Origin of the sequence: Bacillus sp. 37MA (assembly GCF_000372765.1) — a bacterium.
GTDB classification, from domain to species: Bacteria; Bacillota; Bacilli; order Bacillales; family Domibacillaceae; genus Domibacillus; species Domibacillus aminovorans.
In genome coordinates this window covers 318466-335812 of sequence record NZ_KB889752.1, presented here as the reverse complement: position 1 = coordinate 335812, position 17347 = coordinate 318466, and the positions used below count along the sequence as shown (strand labels likewise).

Below are 17347 nucleotides of genomic sequence, written 5' to 3'. Positions count from 1 at the left end.
ATATTGCTTGCTTTTTGGAGTGAAGTCTTGTTCTACCGTGAAATTTTTTTGAACTTAGATCTATAAAAATGCAGGCACAGCATTGAGTAATTTTTCAAAATTATCTTTCCGCTGTGCTCTTCATTAAATTTAAACTTAGTTTTTTACAGGTAATTACTGTTGCTTTTTACTTATTGATCTCATCGTATCCAGACCATTCCAATATGTTTAGAACATTTGTTTCGACACATTCTAACCAATCTTGTACATTGACCCATTCATCAGATCCATGAAGATTTCCGCCTTTTGGACCGTAGATGATTGCAGGCATATTCATGTAAATAAGCGGGAAACGAATATCACTAAATGTAGGCATTCCATAGATTTCCGTTTCTCTGCCTACGACTTCATCAATGTTTGACTTTACCATCTGAACAAAAGGATGATCAGGGCTTATTTCAGCTGGGCTTGTGTGCCATTCATAAGTAATTTCCGGTGGATTTTCAGATAGCCACGCATCTTGGTCAGCAACTTGGTTAACTGCTTCCTCAATTTGTGCTTTCACTTCTTCAAGAGTTTCATTTGGTGGATAGCCAATTGTTCCAGTTAGTTCACATTCAGCTGGCACTTTATATGCCCATTGACCAGCATTGATCATCGCTGGAGTTAAGTTACTTGAACGAACTTGCATATCGGAAGCAGCGAAATAACGTTCAAATGGTGCATAGCTGACAGTGCCTACCCGCTTATTGTCTAACTCGATTAAAGCATCATATATTTTCATGGCCTTGCCGATTGCATTAATTCCCACTTGACCGTTTAAGTTGTGAGCAGCTACTCCTGTCACTCTTATTTTGAAAATTAATCCACCTGCACAGGCAATTTGAGGACCCGCTCCAGTTGTTAGTGGATGTGGGTAAATACATGCATCCGCCTTAAAGTTCTGTTCTTCAAGATATTGAGTCATCGCAACTGCGCCGCCGGCTCCTCCTACTTCCTCATCAACGACAGATATTGCGGTGATATTCCCTTTTGGTTTTAATCCCAATCCCTTAATGACTTCTAATGCCGCAAGGATCGAACCAAAACCACCTTTATTATCAGCCGTTCCCCGGCCATACATTAAACCATCTTCAATCACTCCATCGTGGGCTGGATACTTCCAGTGCACTAAGTCTCCTACCGGAACTGTATCTACGTGAGTAAACAATAGAAGTGATTTTTCATCTTCTGATCCAGCCCACTTACCGACTACGTTCGGACGGCCATCGAATCCTACAAGACGCTCTACTTCTGACTCTGTATATTCAGGGTGACGTCTCACTTTTTCTGCGTCGGCAACAAATGTATCAGTTTCAAGCCCTAGGTTTTCCATCACTTTTTTGATGTGTTCTTGAACAGGGCCTTCATACCCTGTTTCACTAGGAATCTGGATTAACTTTTGTAATCCTTCAATCAAACTTTCACGATTCTCTTGCATATAAGCATTCACTTTTTGACGTACTCCACTAGATAACAATGTCTCCATTTTCAACACTCCTATATTCATTTTTTTAAATGTTGCGTCGAAAGCTTGTGCAATTAGCCTTCGATGATAATTGGGTCTTAAAACATATGTCTCAAATTGAAAAAGCTACTTGCCTTTTCGGTTAAAAATATAAAACTATATTTTTAGTGTATCCCCTTACAATTTATTGTTGTAAGCTTAAATCATATGGAGAGATGCACTGCAGAAACTAATTGTTTGAATATTCACATCCTTCCGAATATTTGTTAAAATAATCATACAACGACTAACCAGTTATTTCTAATACTTGTTTGTTTACTAGTTAATACTTTATAAATATGAAGAGGTGCACGTATGGAATTAAGACATTTAAAATACTTTATAGCTGTGGCAGAAGAGCTTCACTTTGGGAGAGCAGCACAACGCTTACAAATGGCACAGCCACCTTTAAGTCAACAAATTAAGCAACTAGAAGCTGAATTAGATTTGCTTTTGTTTACCCGAACAAAACAACGCGTTGAATTAACACCAGCCGGAGAAGTTTTTCTAAAGAGGGCATATGAAATTCTGAATCGTGTACACCTGGCGTGTGAAGAGGCACGAAGTATCGATCAAGGAGAAGCTGGCCAATTAATATTAGCCTTTACAGGATCAATCGCTTTTGAACTTCTTCCCTTATTACTTCGAAGTTATCAAGTAAAATACCCAAATATAAATATTGTCTTGCGGCAATTGTCAACAACTGAGCAAATGGAATCTCTTCATGAAAGCACCATTCATGTCGGTTTATTGGTTCTACCTGTTGAAAGCGCATCAATACACGTGGAAATGCTGCGTGAAGAACCATTTATTGTTGCCTTGCCAAAAACACATCCATTAGCTGTAGAAACAGAGCCTATCGATGTATCCCGCCTTGCTAACGAACATTTCATCATGACCCCAAGAATTGCAGGACAGAGTTATTATGATGCTGTCATTAGTCTTTGTCAGCATGCTGGCTTCAGCCCTAAAAAGACCCAAGAAGCGCAAGAGTTACACACTGCTTTAGCATTTGTTGCTTCCGGAATAGGTATAGCCTTACTGCCATCTTCCATTCAATTTGTAAAAAACGATGAAATTGTCTACTTACAACTTAAAAAAAGTTTTACTACATGTAAAGTTGGGGCAGCATGGAACAAGGATGAAACTTCTCCGGTTGTACATTCATTTATTTCATTTTTAAAAGAATCAATTATTACTAGCTTTACAGAAGACAATTTTTAGATGTTGCCATAAAAGTCGTTCTAGTTCAAACTATTTGAGAGGGACATAAAGCCAAGATAACCTGTTCACAATTACAGATTGCGGACTTACATATAAGCTGGATGCTTATCAACCGTTAGACAACAGGGATTAAAAACATGAAAAAACCACAAAGCTGTCCTAGAGCGCTTCGTGGCCTGTTTATCTCTTATTTACTTAAATAAAAATCAATGGTGTTTCCTTCTGAATCTATCGCCCGTTACAAGTACACCCATTGTTTTTTACCTTTATGTACGCTTTATCTGCTTTAATACTCGATTAATTCGCTAAGCGTCCTCTATAAAATAGTGAATGTTCCTTAGTGAGGGCATTTTTTACAGCAATGGGCTCTTTCTTCTTAAGGTTTGAAAAATTTCCTTCAAAGCAGAGAAATTCCCCGTTTTAAACGTTAACGCAAACAAACGGACAGCCGCATGGTGTCCGTAAGTAGGAATTTGTTTCTGTTTTTCTTTAGGGCTCCAAGTGGAACGCAAAGTCTGGTAATCACGGATATGGCTTTCATCTTCATATAAGAAGACTAACTCGTCCGTCGCGTTTTTTTTATCCTATCCAGCTCCTTTTGCAAGGGGCTTCCTGTTTCTTGTGGTCCGCGCGTTTTAAGGTGTAAGCCGGTCCTGTATAGCTGAACCCCCTGAGTTTTAGAATATCGCCGATGCGAGACACTTAATGAGTTCAAATACGTTTAATAATGTTATTTAACAATAAAGACTTCGCTCTTCGCTTTTTGAACGACATGATGGCTCACACTGCCTAAGAACAGCTCCTTTACGCCACCCAATCCCCGGCTGCCCATGACAATAAGGTCTACATTATTATTTTTTGCAAATTCTTCAATCGTCTGTGCTGGATTTCCGTCTATAATAAATGTTTCCGTCTTATTCGGAACCATTTCCAATTTGCCTTCTACTTCTTTCATCATTTCCCTTGCCACTTCAAGATTCGCTTCATGTGCTGTATCAGCTATTGCACCATAATTATAAATCGATGCTATAGGTCGAGGAATAGCGGTGATCACGTTTAATTCCACTTTTTCATCTTGTTTTGCTAGAATAATCGCTCTTTCCAATGCTTTTTTACTCAATTCAGATCCGTCATAAGCAACGACAATTTTTGACATTCTCGTTCACATCCCCTTTAACTGAATTATGTACTCTATTTATTTTAAACATAATGACCGATTTAAGTCAATTAAATATTCAGATTATTAAGTTATTTTAAACTACTAGCGATATTCTCAGAAACACTAAGCTATCGCGTAGTCGCAGGCCATCAGCAAAGTCGATCGTCATTATGTATACATATCGTCCATTTTTAGTTCAGCCATCTACATGTACAAAACATAAAAAAGGCCACTGCACTGAGCAGTGAACCCATACTTATTTTTAAAAATTAAGAAGAGATAATGAACTCGACTGCGAGGTTAAGGTAAAATATCGTATGGACCGCCACAAAAATAAGTCCTTGTTTATTTAAACGCTTCGTCAATACTCGATCCACACCAATCACTCCTTAAGTAGTTTGTAATGTTATCACACTACACGTTCACAAAAATTTAATTTTTTTACATATTTGTCATAAAAAATTAAAAAAGAAGTGATTGTCTCTTCTTTTGGCCTATCCAGATTTGATAGTGAAGAATTGTCTCCGTTGTCTTTTATATTCACTTTTACTAGTAGAACAAACTATACCAGTTACTTCCTAAATCATACTATATATTGCAAGGGGTAGTTTTAACCTCGCAATTTTACGAAAGGGGGATATAATTATGAGTTCCAGATGTAAAAACCGCGATCATAGAAAGAAAAAATGTTGGAGATGGAGCAGTACGAACGATTGTAAAACCATTTGGTTCAATCCAGATTATGGTGATATCCGCAGAAAAGATTGTGATGATGACCGACGCCACAAAGACGACCGCGATGATGATCGACACCACAGAAAAGATTGTGATGATGATCGACGCCGCAGAGACGACCGCGATGATGACCGACGCCGCAGAGACGACCGCGATGATGACCGACGCCGCAGAGACGACCGCGATGATGATCGATACCACAAAAACGACCGCGATGATGACCGACACCGCAAAAACGACCGCGATGATGACCGACACCGCAAAAACGACCGCGATGATGACCGACACCGTAAAAACGACCGCGATGATGACCGACACCGTAAAAACGACCGCGATGACAACAACAGAAGACTTTGGAACAGTATTAAATGGTAAAGAATTGCCTTGATCTAGTACTGATCAAGGCTTTTTAAGTGACAGCTAAACTTATTATATGCACGGCTGAAGAAGATCTGACTAAAAAATGAATATAGGCCACAGTCTTTTTACGTTAAAACGCACAGGCGTTCAAAACTGAACCTCCATCATCTTCCCAACAACATATTTCACATATTTCATCAGTGTCTATTAATTCTTCGCCACAACACGGACAAACATATTTCACAACGTCACCCCCACTAATAAGATATTCTAACCTGCTCCGTTAGTTGAAGGAGAAGATCAATATGATTCATTAACAGAACCCTAAGATTCATTTTGTGTAGGGTTAAAAAACAGCTATACTATCACGTGTGTTAAGATAGGTTCATTTGTTTCTATCGTTATACTTGTATAATTAGCTAAAATCATGGATAATAGTTGGCTAGAGAGGTGTAAAAATGAATAACGTATTGCAAAAAGGTCAAAGTTTTTTCAATAAATATGTTGGCTTTTTCTTTGTGGCGGTAGTTCTTTTTTGGATGAAAACATATATCGTTCAATTAACACAGTTTGACTTAGGGATTGAAAATTCTATTCAAAAGTTTTTATTATTCCTAAATCCTTTAGGGTCTTCCATATTATTTTTAGGTTTTGCTTTCTTCTTTAAAGGACGAAAAAAGTATATTTGGCTGATTGTGATTGATTTCCTTTTATCATTCCTTCTATATGCCAATGTTTTATATTACCGATTTTTTAATGATTTCATTACATTACCGACTTTAACTCAGACACAAAATTTTGGTGATGTAAGTAGTAGTGTGGTTTCCCTTTTAAAACCATATGACTTTTTATTCTTCACTGACATGATTCTTTTGATCGTATTGCTTTCTTTTAAATTTGTAAAAATTGAAGTTAAAGATATGAATCGACGGAAAGTTGCTGCTATCTTTTTATTAGGTCTAGTTATTTCAGGAGCCAATCTATCTTTAGCTGAGATCGATCGTCCTCAATTATTAACAAGGGGATTTGATCGAAACTATATCGTGAAATATTTAGGTATGTACAATTACACCATTTATGATGCTGTTCAAAGTACGGAAGCTTCTGCAAAAAGGGTATTGGCAGATAGCGATGACATTACAGAAGTCATTAACTTCACAAAATCTAACTATGCTGAGCCAAATCCGGCTTACTTTGGTGCCGGAAAAGGAATGAATGTAATTTATCTCCATCTTGAATCCATGCAAAACTTCCTTATAAATTACAAGTTACATGGAGAAGAAGTAACACCGTTTTTAAATTCATTGACGAGAGAAGAAAATACACTTTATTTTGATAATTTCTTTCATCAAACAGGGCAAGGTAAAACCGCTGATGCGGAATTTATGCTAGAAAATTCATTGTATGGATTACCACAAGGTGCAGCCTTTACAACAAAAGGGTTAAACACTTATCAGGCTGCTCCAGCTATTTTAGGCCAGGAAGGCTATACGTCTGCGGTGTTTCATCCGAATTCACGGACCTTTTGGAATCGCAATGAAATTTATAAATCATTTGGATATGACAAGTTTTTTGATTCGAGCTACTATGAAATGAAGCGTGAAGATCTAGCGGAGTATGGGCTAATGGACAAGCCGTTCTATAAGGAAACCACTCCACTCTTGGATTCGTTACCTCAACCATTTTATTCAAAGTTTATAACAGTTACGAATCATTATCCGTATCCGATTGATGAAGAAGATACTTCCATTGCCCCGCATACAACGGGTGATAAATCTGTCGATACGTACTTCCAAACAGCTCGTTATGCAGATGAAGCGTTAGAGCAGTTCTTTACTTATCTAAAGGAATCTGGTTTATATGATAATTCCATTATTATTATGTACGGTGACCATTATGGAATTTCAGAAAACCATAATAAAGCGATGGAACAAGTTCTTGGAAAAGAAATTACACCCTTTGAAAGTGCTGGCCTCCAACGAGTACCATTATTCATTCGTGTGCCTAATGTAGAAGGTGGAGTTAACCACGAATACGGAGGACAAATAGATATTCTTCCAACCCTTCTTCACTTGCTAGGCATTGATACAAAAGATAATGTACAATTTGGAACAGATTTATTATCTGAAAAGCATGATCCACTTGTTCCATTCCGAAATGGTGACTTTGTAAGTCCAACGGTTACATCTGTTGATGGTGAATTTTATGATTCAAATACAGGACTGCAACTGGAAGAAGATCAATTAGCTGAAGCGGAAAAATATCGGGAAATCGTAGAACATAAATTAGCGCTTTCAGATCGAGTCGTGAATGGAGATTTATTACGATTCTATACCCCTGAAAACTTTACACCAGTAGACCCTTCACAATATAACTATAACAACTCAGAAGGTAAAGAATCTAATGAGTAAGAAAAAGATACATTGTACAGTTTAAAGAGGGGAAAAGGTCCAGCCTGTAAACATTGTTTACAGGCTTTTTTGTGTAATTTTGTGTTCACTAAGCCGTGGTGGAAATCGCTGCTCGAGGCCGAGTCGCTTTGTACCATTGAAGGCAAAGGATGCTGATCAGAACAAGATCAATAATATCCCCCCCATAATACATAAGCATTCCGCCTGTTTCTGCCTGGGCTGCAGGAACACCTTTAGGTGGATGGGCATATAGGTACTTTGATAGGATTCCGTGGCCAGTCAAGGCCATAATTAACACGATAGCCCGGTAGTCAAAACGAAAATGATGAGGTGCCGGATCTATATAAATCATGGAAATGGTAAACAGGTAGCCTGCAAAAAATACGTGTATGTGTATAAAGATATGCAAAAGAATGGCCTGCTGCATCGCTGAATACAAATCAGTTGTATAAAGCACCCATAACCCTCCGATATTGAGAAGAGAAGCAACTACTGGATGACTCCAAATGCGCACCGGCCTGCTCTTTAGCATACGTGAAAGATGCCTCGCCAAAGACACGTTTAAGGTGCGAAAAATAAGCGTCATTGGGGCAGCAAGTACCATAAGAAGCGGAGCAAGCATTCCGAGCAGCAGGTGACCGAGCATGTGCACGGTAAAATCTTGATGGGCACTGTTCGCTAAAGGTCCAATCACAGATGAGCCTGCGCAGAGAACGCCGAAAATCCAGAAGATGTAACGGTATAGCGGCCATTGTTTGTACGAACGATTGGATACGACAGCAGCAAGAATATACAAAACGATAAACAGTACAAACGGCAGCGCCAGCATAAGCTCGGAGGAAACCCCATTACTCTGATGAATGTGGGCATGGCTCATTCGAAGCGCTCCCTCCTATTTGTTGTGATCCGCTGTTTGGTATTGGTACGAACAAGAAGAATCATCCCAATAATGATCATGATAGCGGCTATTATGTTCCAGATGAAGTCGTAAGGGAAAATATCGACATTGTAGCGAATCTGGTGTATCCGCATAAGCTTGTGTTGAATGATCCCGTCATATAATTGAAAGGCACCTCCCCCAAGCAATACACCTCCTATCCATCTTGTAAACCAAAAGGCATTTCGGCGGTGAAGATCGGCAATTAGAAATGACGAGCCGATTGTCGAAAACCAGCTAAAAGCATGAAACAAGCCGTCGGAAACCAATCCTATGTCCGTTGTTGCATTGTCATAAAAATGATGCCAATGCAACAACTGATGAAAAACGGTTTCGTCTATAAAGCCGACTAAACCAAGGCCGAATAGAATACCCGCCCATACATTGCGCGTCGAGTAGATAGAACGATTTGATTCATTAGAATGAGTAGTTTTACCAGCCATCGAATTCTCCTTTAGGATAGAAATGAGAAATTGGTTTGTTAATATGTTTGGACAAAAAGACAGTCATCTTCCAGCCATTCAGCTATAAACACATTTTTGTAATCAGAAGTACCTTGAGACGTGAGTTGTCTTTTTAACCAAGCTTCATCAAAACCTAAATCATCTAGTTCATCCCATAAAACTTTACCGTCACGTATAAGGGTTACAGGAACATAAACGGGTTTTATTGGCATATTAAAATCTTCCTGAGTCGTTTTTTGATACTTTATCTTCTTTAAAACACTAATCGATCCGTTTGCCTCTAAATAACAAAAGGCGACTTCCCGGATGGAAAACGTTTCATTTTGTCGAAGTAAACTTTGCGGCTGATTAAGGTTCATCCGGTTTTTTCTTAATTCTCCCGATCTACTATCCCATTTTGAATAAGAGCAGACGGTTTTCCTTCAAAAACACCGCGAAATGCTAGATATTTTTGACCCAGATATTCGACCAAAAAAGTAAAACACCCCATAATACCATAGAATAAATAATGTAAGAAACACCAATTTGATGGTCATATAATGCGTTTCCTAATAACTCTCCTAACACAATAGATGAAATAAAGGTGAAGGGTGTAATTTGATTAATAATTTTTTTCCCGACAAGTTTAACGATTAAAAAAAGAAGAAAAAAACCAATGATAAGCTCAATCGTTAAATATGTAATTTTCATCTTGTAAATACCCCCTTTCTTCATAAGTAAACCAATCGTCCGATTGTTTTTCCTACGGTTACAGGGAGACATTTCTCATTGCTTCTAGTGCATATCCCCTTTTAGTTTGTACAATCCCTGTGAATTTTATCCCTCTCCTTTTAAAAAATAGTGATCGAAACAAAATAAAAAAGAACCCTTGATAGATCAAGGGTTCAGCCTGTAAACAATGTTTATAGTTTTTTATAATCAAACAAGAACAACTTCCTATTTAATTAAGATAATCCTAAAAGTTTCATAATACTCAAGATCAATATACCTACTACTCCAAAGTCTGAATCACCAAATGTGGCTCCTTCAAATCCAATATCCCCTAGCAAGACCAGTAAGATGGCTGGTATGAAACTGATGATAAGTCCATTTGCAAATGATCCAAACATGGCTCCACGTTTACCACCCGTCACATTTCCGAATACCCCTGCCGCTGCACCCGTAAAGAAGTGGGGAACGAGTCCTGGAACAATTACTTTTAATCCTAATATGGGAAGAATGAACATAGATAAAAGTCCTGCTAAAAAGCTAAATAGAAAACCGAGAATAACTGCGTTAGGCGCGAACGGGAAGATTGTCGGACAATCTAACGCAGGCTTCGTGTTTGGCGCCACTTTATCCGCAATTCCTTTGAATGCAGGAACAATTTCGGCAATTAACATCCGGACACCGGCTAAAATAATGTACACACCTGCCGCAAACGTAAGCGCTTGGATAAATGAGAATACAATGAAATTCGAACCGTTAGAAAGTGTTGTTTCAATATAGTCTTGTCCAGCAAACAAAGCGACAATAATAAAGAAGATCGTCATTGTGAGTGAGACAGCTACAGACGTATCGCGTAAAAACCCTAGTGATTTTGGTACTTTAATCTCTTCTGTTGTTTTTTCCTTATTTCCAAACCATCCTCCGACTTTTGCAGAAACAAAATACCCTATGGTGCCAAAATGGCCAATCGCGAAATCATCACTGCCCGTAATTTGTCGCACGTACGGTTGAAGCAGAGCTGGGAAAAGGACCATACATAATCCTAATATAATCGATCCCGCCACGATAAGTGGAACGCCCTTCAAACCGCCAACCGATAAAGTAACGGCAATCAGGCAGGCCATAAATAATGTGTGGTGGCCCGTTAAGAAAATATACTTAAAACGAGTAAAGCGAGCGAGTAAAATGTTCACCATCATCCCAAATACCATAATCAGCGCCGTTGGGGTACCAAAATCGCTTTGTGCAGCGGCGACAATGGCTTCATTATTTGGGATAATCCCTTCAACATTAAAAGCATGATCAAACATTTGACTAAATATGTTAAGGGAACCAATGAGAACCGCTGCACCAGCGTTAATAATAATAAAGCCCATTACTGTTTTTAATGTTCCAGACACAACATCCGCGCTCGATTTACGCTGCAATAATAACCCAATTAAAGCGAACAGTCCGACTAATATAGACGGTGTTCCTAAAATATCCTTCATAATAACATCTAACATTACGTTTGCCCTCCTTTACCCGAAAGACATTAATTCAGGTGTGACTCTAATTTAGATTTAATTTCTGGGATGCTCATCATGTTTTCCAACGTTACAATCGTACGGCTTCCATCATCCAGCTGCCCCACAATATCTGCCGCTCCTAGGAAAATATCGGCTTGGACTGTTTTAGCTGACGTTAAGTCTGTATGATCGACTTCTGCTGTTTTTCCCATTTCTGTTAATGCTTTCTTCACATTTAGCTCCATAATAAAACTGCTGCCTAATCCATTTCCACAAACGACCATGATTTTCATACTGTTTCCTCCTTTGAATATTTATGAACGTAATCGAGCAGTACGGATTTGTCTAAACTCTGTAAAATATCATCAATATTAGATGGTTCACTCAATAATTGTGTCAACTGAATTAATGCACGTAAATGGGAGTCACTGTCTACCGCGGCCAAGACAATAATCAGTCGAACCGGTTTATCTGGTGCGAAGTTAACGGGTTCATCCAGTCTTAACAGGCTCATGGATAAAGACCGTACTCCTTGTTCAGGCCGTGCGTGCGGAATCGCTACACCTGGCGTGATCACGACATAGGGTCCATTCGCCTCAATCGAATTAATCATCGCTTCTACATAGCCTTCTTCTATCGTTCCTAATTGGACAAGAGGCTCCGCTGCCACTTTTATTCCTTCTCTCCAATCCGAAACACGTGATTGTAGTTGAATCGTTTGTAAAGTGAGTAATTCTTCTAACACCGGTTTCTTTGCCTCCTTTAATGAATGCTTGTTTATTTTTTCTGTATGCGTATAAATAGTGGACTGCAACGCTTTTTCAAGTTCACCTCGGTCATGGATGGTCGCATATTTAGAAATCACTTTTAACAAAGCCGTCACATCTACATTTTGCACAGTATATCCATACAACTCCTGCATGACTTGCTGACGCAGAGTGTGCTTATCTTGTATTTCTAAAATAGGCGGGACGACAAACAAAGTAGCATCTGTTCGAAGGTGCACTGTCGAAAACACTAAATCATAAGATAATTTATAACTGGCTGCATCCCGAACAGACAAAACATCCAAGAATAAAATATCTGGAAACAATTCTCGTAATGTATAGATTAAGATGTTACTAATGCCGATTCCATTCGGGCACACAACAATCGCACGCTTTCGATCGTCAAGTGTTGTGCCTTGCTTCCGAAGCCACCCGCCAAAATGGATGGTAAAATACGCTGCTTCATCTTCAGGTACAGGATAACCGATCACTTTTTCGAGCGGTCCCAATGATTTTTTTGTGAGATGATAGAGCTCTGGATACACTTTTTGGACTCTTTCAGTCATTGGATTTGTTAAAGATATTTGATACTTCATTCGGTAATAAGCAGGCTTGAAATGAACGTACAATTGTTTATAGAACTGTTCTTTATCATATAAGTGCAGACAAGCTAATCGTTCAAACTCTTCGACAATTTCACTTAGGAAATCTTGAATGACCGTATCTTCTTCCAATGGAGATACATCTTTTGTCCGATTCATACTTAATAGGTGCAATGTTGCATATAACTGTTCTGTTTGACTCCAAACAGAATGAATGGCATCCGTTTGAGTCATTTGCTCAATGATGTTGAATTCTTCCGTTGAGATCAACGGTTCCCAGCTAAGTGTAGAATGTAAACTTTCTCCCTTTCCAATGAGCTGGTCGGTACATAAAAAAAGATAGGTTAATTCTTGCAGCCGCTCATCCGTAAAGGTGATCCCTAATGCTCGTTCGATTTGTTCCAGCTGCACCCGCAACGCGTTTATTTGTTCCCGTTGATCTCCCCATATACACTCCATAATGAGATGACTATTCGTGCTGTGCAATACATCATGGATAAGCTGTTCGATGACGTACCTTTTCTTGTTGCTATCCCCTTTTATCACGTAGCCGTCCTGCTTCGAATAGTGAATGTGCAGTTGCAGTGATTGTGCATGTTTCTTGAGCCGCTGCAGATCCTTCAATACTGTATTGCGTGAAAGCCCCGTAATCGACTGAAAGTGATAAACAGACAAAGGCTCTCGGCTAAGTAAAAGCATCAAATAAAAGACCTTTTCTCGATCTGTTTCAGAAAACACATACGTGCGTTTCGTCAGTTTTCCTTGTAATTCTTCATCTTGAATTTTATCAGACAAGTAATACCCTACTTGCCGGTCATACCCAATAGGTTGATAGTTATGAAATTGAAGCCAGTCATTCGCTTTTCCAATACTATATTGTATTTGTCTGCGGGTCAGACCTGTTTGTGACTGTAATTGATTCATTTTTAAATTGGAAGACTGTTGTAAAGCTTGCAGTAAATTAACACTTCGTTCATCTAACAACATCTCACTGCCCTCCCCTATTTCTACAATATCTTAATTCTCGTGAGATAAACATTGTTTCTAAGACCTATTATTGTCCTCTAGTCTGCACAACAATATACTCTCTAGTTGAATGAGGAGCAATTTTCAATCGTTAAGAGGTTTTCATTTTAATTTAAAAAGCCCCTTTTAGCTCTTCAATTAAAAGAGAAAATTAGGCTTTTTTCTTTTTTTTAGGCTCTGTTAAACTTCATTGTTGATATTTGAACAAAGTAAAAGACTGCTTAAATGCAGTCTTTAATTGTTTCTGAATCAACTAACGCCCCCGTTAGTTAAAGTGCAATTATTCACAATTTTTTATTTATGTAAGGAAATAGTACATCATTTCATAAAAAAGAAGGTCATCCTAAATATATTTGGACGTAGGATGAAAGGTGATTTTATTTGAAATAAGTCTACACCAATGTAGGTTTTTTTTCATACTATATTTTGGGGGTGTAAAAATGCCAAGAGTACCTTACCGAAGTTCGGACGTTGACTTAATGGCAAGGATGATGAGGGCAGAAGCCGAGGGCGAAGGTAAACAGGGAATGTTATATGTTGGAAATGTAATTGTTAATCGTCTTAAAGCAGATTGTTCAGACTTTAAAGATTTAAGAACAATTTCCGATGTTATTTTTCAAGTACAAGGAAACAATTATTCCTTTGAAGCTGTTCAAAAAGGGAATCTATTTTATCAAAGAGCGAGAAGTGCTGAAAAAAGATTAGCAAAACAGAATTTGGATTATTGGAGACAACACCCAGGGAAATATGCTCTTTGGTATTTTAATCCATATGCTCCATGCCCTCCAACATGGTACGGTCAACCTTTTGCTGGTCAATATAAAAATCATTGTTATTATGAACCAAAACCTGGAACATGTGATAGTGTTTATATCGGATAAGCTTACTCTTTGAGTAAGCTTTTAACCTTTCCAGCACAACATCAGGACCGAGTACCTGGTCTGGAGTCGCAGATGCATCCAAGGCCTATTTTCGATTATGCAGGCTATATAGGGAGCGGCAAGCTTAAGGGGAAACATCCATTATAACAGGCGGAGATAGCGGAATTGGTCGGGCGGTAGCCGTGGCTTTTGCGAAGGAAGGCGCTGATTAAATCATAAAGCTCTGGTTAGTGATATTGATGATTTTTTTCACACTTAGCTTGATATCTAGGGCTTTCCGATAACAGGAAAGATAGCCAAAATCTAGTGAAATCGTCACAAGCATAATTAAATAATTAGTAGAGTTATTCAATAGAGTATAGTGTAGCTGTTTTTATATTCAAATTAGAATACTCAGCAGTTCGTTCAAAAAGCTTACCATGAAACTCTATCAGAATGAACCATGACTTTTATTAACATTGAACTTTAACAGAGCCTTTTTTTAAAAAATTAAAAGAGGCTGCTTAACATAAAGCAGCCCCCTTCTTCATTATTTATGACTTTTTAATTTTTGTTAGTTCTTTATTAAGGGTGTACAACATTTTTTCATTAAATTGTTCTGATGCCAATTCAGACATCGTATCAACGGTCATTGTTTGTATCATTCCGAACATTGGATGCTCTTCAATGCCGGCTAAATACTTATCAAGCACCGCCTTCGTTTCTTCATTTTTGAAAAGCTCTTCAAAGTTGCAGCGTGTTGAATACACATCATCAGTTATGTGAAGTTCTTCCGTTTCAACATCATCCAAGTCCGGCATTTCAAACCAGTTGGATACGGAGCCGCCTTCTTCTTCAGGCGCTTTATAGCTTTCATTTGGTTCATTCACTTTATTGAATTTAGCTGTATCTTCAAAGCAGTTATCTTCATGATTAGCGATGGCTTTTACTTCATTTATTCCAGCTTGTAAAGCAATGTTTTCAAAAATAAAGATTCGATCATCACTTGTTTTTGCAGACACCTCAGACCCATTCACATAAAGTGTGACTTCCTCACAGTTCGAATACACTTTCACTTTGATTTCATCATCTGCTCGATCAACAAATCGTTTGCTCGTAATATGCACAAATTTTTCATCTGACCAATTTGCTTTATACATATAGAAAGCATCCTTTTTAATCTTTCGATCGTACGTGATTAAACCTTTGTTATTTCTTCCCTTTACGCCGCCTTCATCTCGTATATTGGCACCGAAATCAAACATGTTCCATACGTATGTTGACCAAAGGAAAGGACGTTCCGCAAAGATTTTCCAAACGGTTTCATGATATAACGCATGATATTCTTCCGTGTAGTCTTTTACTTTTGGATCATTGCTATGATATTGTAAAATACCTTCTGCACCGTATTCAGATATACCTACTTTTACAGTCGGATTCGTCTTATGAAATCCATCAAGCCATCCGGCAAAATCTTCAGCCACACCATTATACCAACCATAATATTTATTATAGCCAACGATATCTGTCATATAATTATACTCATCTTCGTCTTTCACGAACATAACATTTGCCATTGTCGTTAATCTAGTAGGATCTTCTTTTTTCGTTAACTCATTTAATTCTTTCACAAGTTTTCGAAGTTCTGGTCTTTCTCCGCTAATTTGAATTTCATTTTGAATTCCCCAGAACATAATGGATGGATGATTAAAGTTTTGTCTAATTAATTCAATCATTTGTTGTTTGGCATTTATACCTTCTAGTTCTGTTTTTGACATAACAGAGATAAATGGTATTTCAGCCCAGACAACCATCCCTTCTTGATCACATAGATCATAGAAATATTGGTCATGTTGATAGTGTGCCAATCGGATGGAAGTGGCTCCTACCTCTTTCATTAATTCCATATCTTCTTCATGTTCTTTTTCTGTAATCGCCCAACCCATATCTTTTCGATCTTGATGTCTTGAAACACCATTTAAGGCAAGATGCTCTCCATTTAAGAAGAACCCTTTATCAGCATCCACTTCAAAGTATCTGACACCGAAAGGAATAGAAAGCTCATCCACCGTATCGTTAAAACGTTGCATAGACACTTTTGCTTCATACATATAAGCATTTTTTCGGCCATTCCATAATGTTGGGTTTTCGATGACAACTGACATTTCTTCTTCTCTCGTTTCTCCTGATGCAAGTACGACTTCTTTGGCTGCATAAGCAACATTTTGACCTTGAGCATCTAAAATATCTGCCCACAGTCTTACTTTTGTCTCTTCATCGCGATCATTTGTTATCTTTGACTTAATTGTGAGTAAAGCTTTTTCTTCATTTACCTCATCTTGAATCACATAAATTCCTTTTGAACCATAATCCATTAAGTCGAAATGAACATGATTCGCTATCACTAGATTAACATCACGATAAATCCCGCCGTAAAATGTAAAATCCGCCATTTGAGGATATACATCATCAACAACTGTATTGTCCACTTTGACAGCTAGCGTATTCTTCGTTCCAAATTCAACAACGTCACTAATATCAAATCGAAAAGTAGAATACCCACCTTTATGTTGTCCCATATGTTGACCATTCACATATACATCCGTAATGCTATTAGATCCTTCGAATTCAATAAATACTTTGTTTCCTTGAGCCAATGTATCTAAATTAAACTCTTTTCTATACCAACAAGCCCCTTTATAAAAATCAAATCCATTTGCTCCATCAATTGCGTTCCACGTGTGAGGGACATGAACGGCTTCCCAATTTTCATCATTATAAGCTTGATCCATTGCTTTTACTTCATCTTGCTTTATAAATTTCCATGCACGATTCATATTCATTATTTTTCTCATTGTTGTTCCTCCTCGTTTTATCTTCTCTCTGCCGCAATGATGACAAGTTAATCGTATCCAAAACGACTATTAGATATACGAAACGGTCTTGTTTTTTCCTTCTATCATTTGAATGCGCTTAAATTCATTATAGTTTATTGCCCCTATTAACAATCATACTATTTCAACTAAACTAGCACATATATAGCTTTTTAACGAGTTGACGA

13 protein-coding genes and 3 pseudogenes are annotated in these 17347 nt (G+C 38.0%); 5 read left to right on the top strand and 11 right to left on the bottom strand.

Annotated features, from left to right (window positions below; all coding sequences use genetic code 11):
- Nucleotides 1-166: 166 nt before the first annotated feature.
- Entirely contained in the window at nt 167-1507 is a 1341-nt protein-coding gene (locus A3M5_RS0101825; protein ID WP_018392042.1) for an ArgE/DapE family deacylase, read from the bottom strand.
- 333 nt (nt 1508-1840) lie between these two features.
- Between A3M5_RS0101825 and A3M5_RS0101820 the strand changes: the two genes are divergently transcribed.
- Complete coding sequence (locus A3M5_RS0101820; protein WP_018392041.1) at nt 1841-2749, top strand: LysR family transcriptional regulator; 909 nt, start codon at nt 1841-1843, stop codon at nt 2747-2749.
- A 92-nt stretch (nt 2750-2841) separates the two neighbouring features.
- Here the strand turns inward: A3M5_RS0101820 and A3M5_RS26340 are convergent.
- Both A3M5_RS26340 and A3M5_RS0101815 read right to left on the bottom strand, forming a co-directional pair.
- Nucleotides 2842-3043: pseudogene (locus A3M5_RS26340) on the bottom strand (DDE-type integrase/transposase/recombinase); the annotation flags it as partial.
- A 436-nt stretch (nt 3044-3479) separates the two neighbouring features.
- Nucleotides 3480-3905: a universal stress protein gene (locus A3M5_RS0101815; RefSeq protein WP_018392040.1), complete on the bottom strand. Its 426-nt coding sequence runs from the start codon at nt 3903-3905 to the stop codon at nt 3480-3482.
- 772 nt (nt 3906-4677) lie between these two features.
- Between A3M5_RS0101815 and A3M5_RS0101810 the strand changes: the two genes are divergently transcribed.
- A complete protein-coding gene (locus tag A3M5_RS0101810; RefSeq protein ID WP_155894653.1) occupies nt 4678-5031 on the top strand; it encodes a hypothetical protein in 354 nt (117 codons plus the stop codon).
- Between the two features lie 102 nt (nt 5032-5133).
- Here the strand turns inward: A3M5_RS0101810 and A3M5_RS25080 are convergent, their stop codons facing one another.
- Nucleotides 5134-5247: a CPCC family cysteine-rich protein gene (locus A3M5_RS25080; protein ID WP_155894652.1), complete on the bottom strand. Its 114-nt coding sequence runs from the start codon at nt 5245-5247 to the stop codon at nt 5134-5136.
- A 214-nt stretch (nt 5248-5461) separates the two neighbouring features.
- Here A3M5_RS25080 and ltaS point away from each other — a divergent pair, with 214 nt between their 5' ends.
- Complete coding sequence (gene ltaS, locus A3M5_RS0101805; RefSeq protein WP_018392038.1) at nt 5462-7414, top strand: lipoteichoic acid synthase; 1953 nt, start codon at nt 5462-5464, stop codon at nt 7412-7414.
- An 88-nt stretch (nt 7415-7502) separates the two neighbouring features.
- Here the strand turns inward: ltaS and A3M5_RS0101800 are convergent, their stop codons facing one another.
- The 6 genes and pseudogenes from A3M5_RS0101800 to A3M5_RS0101775 form a co-directional block, all read right to left on the bottom strand.
- Nucleotides 7503-8291, bottom strand: a complete 789-nt coding sequence (locus A3M5_RS0101800; RefSeq protein WP_018392037.1) for a cytochrome c oxidase assembly protein — start codon at nt 8289-8291, stop codon at nt 7503-7505.
- Nucleotides 8288-8794, bottom strand: coding sequence for a DUF2243 domain-containing protein (locus tag A3M5_RS0101795; protein ID WP_018392036.1), 507 nt, complete (start codon nt 8792-8794; stop codon nt 8288-8290). Before A3M5_RS0101795 ends, A3M5_RS0101800 begins: the two co-directional genes overlap by 4 nt.
- Before the next feature lie 38 nt (nt 8795-8832).
- Nucleotides 8833-9505: pseudogene (locus A3M5_RS22030) on the bottom strand (DUF421 domain-containing protein).
- A gap of 254 nt (nt 9506-9759) precedes the next feature.
- Complete coding sequence (gene ulaA / locus A3M5_RS0101785) at nt 9760-11028, bottom strand: PTS ascorbate transporter subunit IIC (protein ID WP_018392035.1); 1269 nt, start codon at nt 11026-11028, stop codon at nt 9760-9762.
- Between the two features lie 29 nt (nt 11029-11057).
- Entirely contained in the window at nt 11058-11324 is a 267-nt protein-coding gene (locus tag A3M5_RS0101780) for a PTS sugar transporter subunit IIB (protein ID WP_018392034.1), read from the bottom strand.
- The gene (locus tag A3M5_RS0101775) at nt 11321-13387 is read right to left on the bottom strand and encodes a BglG family transcription antiterminator (protein WP_018392033.1); all 2067 of its coding nucleotides are present in this window, start codon (nt 13385-13387) and stop codon (nt 11321-11323) included. The genes A3M5_RS0101780 and A3M5_RS0101775 overlap by 4 nt, the downstream gene beginning before the upstream one ends.
- Before the next feature lie 479 nt (nt 13388-13866).
- On the opposite strand from A3M5_RS0101775, the gene A3M5_RS0101770 reads away from it, so the two are divergent.
- Together A3M5_RS0101770 and A3M5_RS25935 are read left to right on the top strand one after the other, a co-directional pair.
- The gene (locus tag A3M5_RS0101770) at nt 13867-14307 is read left to right on the top strand and encodes a cell wall hydrolase (RefSeq protein ID WP_018392032.1); all 441 of its coding nucleotides are present in this window, start codon (nt 13867-13869) and stop codon (nt 14305-14307) included.
- 72 nt (nt 14308-14379) lie between these two features.
- Nucleotides 14380-14516: pseudogene (locus A3M5_RS25935) on the top strand (NAD(P)-dependent oxidoreductase); the annotation flags it as partial.
- A gap of 324 nt (nt 14517-14840) precedes the next feature.
- Here A3M5_RS25935 and A3M5_RS0101765 read toward each other — a convergent pair.
- Nucleotides 14841-17141, bottom strand: coding sequence for a glycoside hydrolase family 2 protein (locus tag A3M5_RS0101765; protein ID WP_018392031.1), 2301 nt, complete (start codon nt 17139-17141; stop codon nt 14841-14843).
- Nucleotides 17142-17347 lie beyond the last annotated feature (206 nt).

What these genes read in the sequence shown, in the direction of transcription:
- A3M5_RS0101825 (WP_018392042.1), bottom strand. Translation starts at nt 1,507, where the DNA reads ATGGAGACATTGTTATCTAGTGGAGTACGTCAAAAAGTGAATGCTTAT.
- A3M5_RS0101820 (WP_018392041.1), top strand. Translation starts at nt 1,841, where the DNA reads ATGGAATTAAGACATTTAAAATACTTTATAGCTGTGGCAGAAGAGCTT.
- A3M5_RS0101815 (WP_018392040.1), bottom strand. Translation starts at nt 3,905, where the DNA reads ATGTCAAAAATTGTCGTTGCTTATGACGGATCTGAATTGAGTAAAAAA.
- A3M5_RS0101810 (WP_155894653.1), top strand. Translation starts at nt 4,678, where the DNA reads ATGATGACCGACGCCACAAAGACGACCGCGATGATGATCGACACCACA.
- ltaS (WP_018392038.1), top strand. Translation starts at nt 5,462, where the DNA reads ATGAATAACGTATTGCAAAAAGGTCAAAGTTTTTTCAATAAATATGTT.
- A3M5_RS0101800 (WP_018392037.1), bottom strand. Translation starts at nt 8,291, where the DNA reads ATGAGCCATGCCCACATTCATCAGAGTAATGGGGTTTCCTCCGAGCTT.
- A3M5_RS0101795 (WP_018392036.1), bottom strand. Translation starts at nt 8,794, where the DNA reads ATGGCTGGTAAAACTACTCATTCTAATGAATCAAATCGTTCTATCTAC.
- ulaA (WP_018392035.1), bottom strand. Translation starts at nt 11,028, where the DNA reads ATGTTAGATGTTATTATGAAGGATATTTTAGGAACACCGTCTATATTA.
- A3M5_RS0101780 (WP_018392034.1), bottom strand. Translation starts at nt 11,324, where the DNA reads ATGAAAATCATGGTCGTTTGTGGAAATGGATTAGGCAGCAGTTTTATT.
- A3M5_RS0101775 (WP_018392033.1), bottom strand. Translation starts at nt 13,387, where the DNA reads ATGTTGTTAGATGAACGAAGTGTTAATTTACTGCAAGCTTTACAACAG.
- A3M5_RS0101770 (WP_018392032.1), top strand. Translation starts at nt 13,867, where the DNA reads ATGCCAAGAGTACCTTACCGAAGTTCGGACGTTGACTTAATGGCAAGG.
- A3M5_RS0101765 (WP_018392031.1), bottom strand. Translation starts at nt 17,141, where the DNA reads ATGAGAAAAATAATGAATATGAATCGTGCATGGAAATTTATAAAGCAA.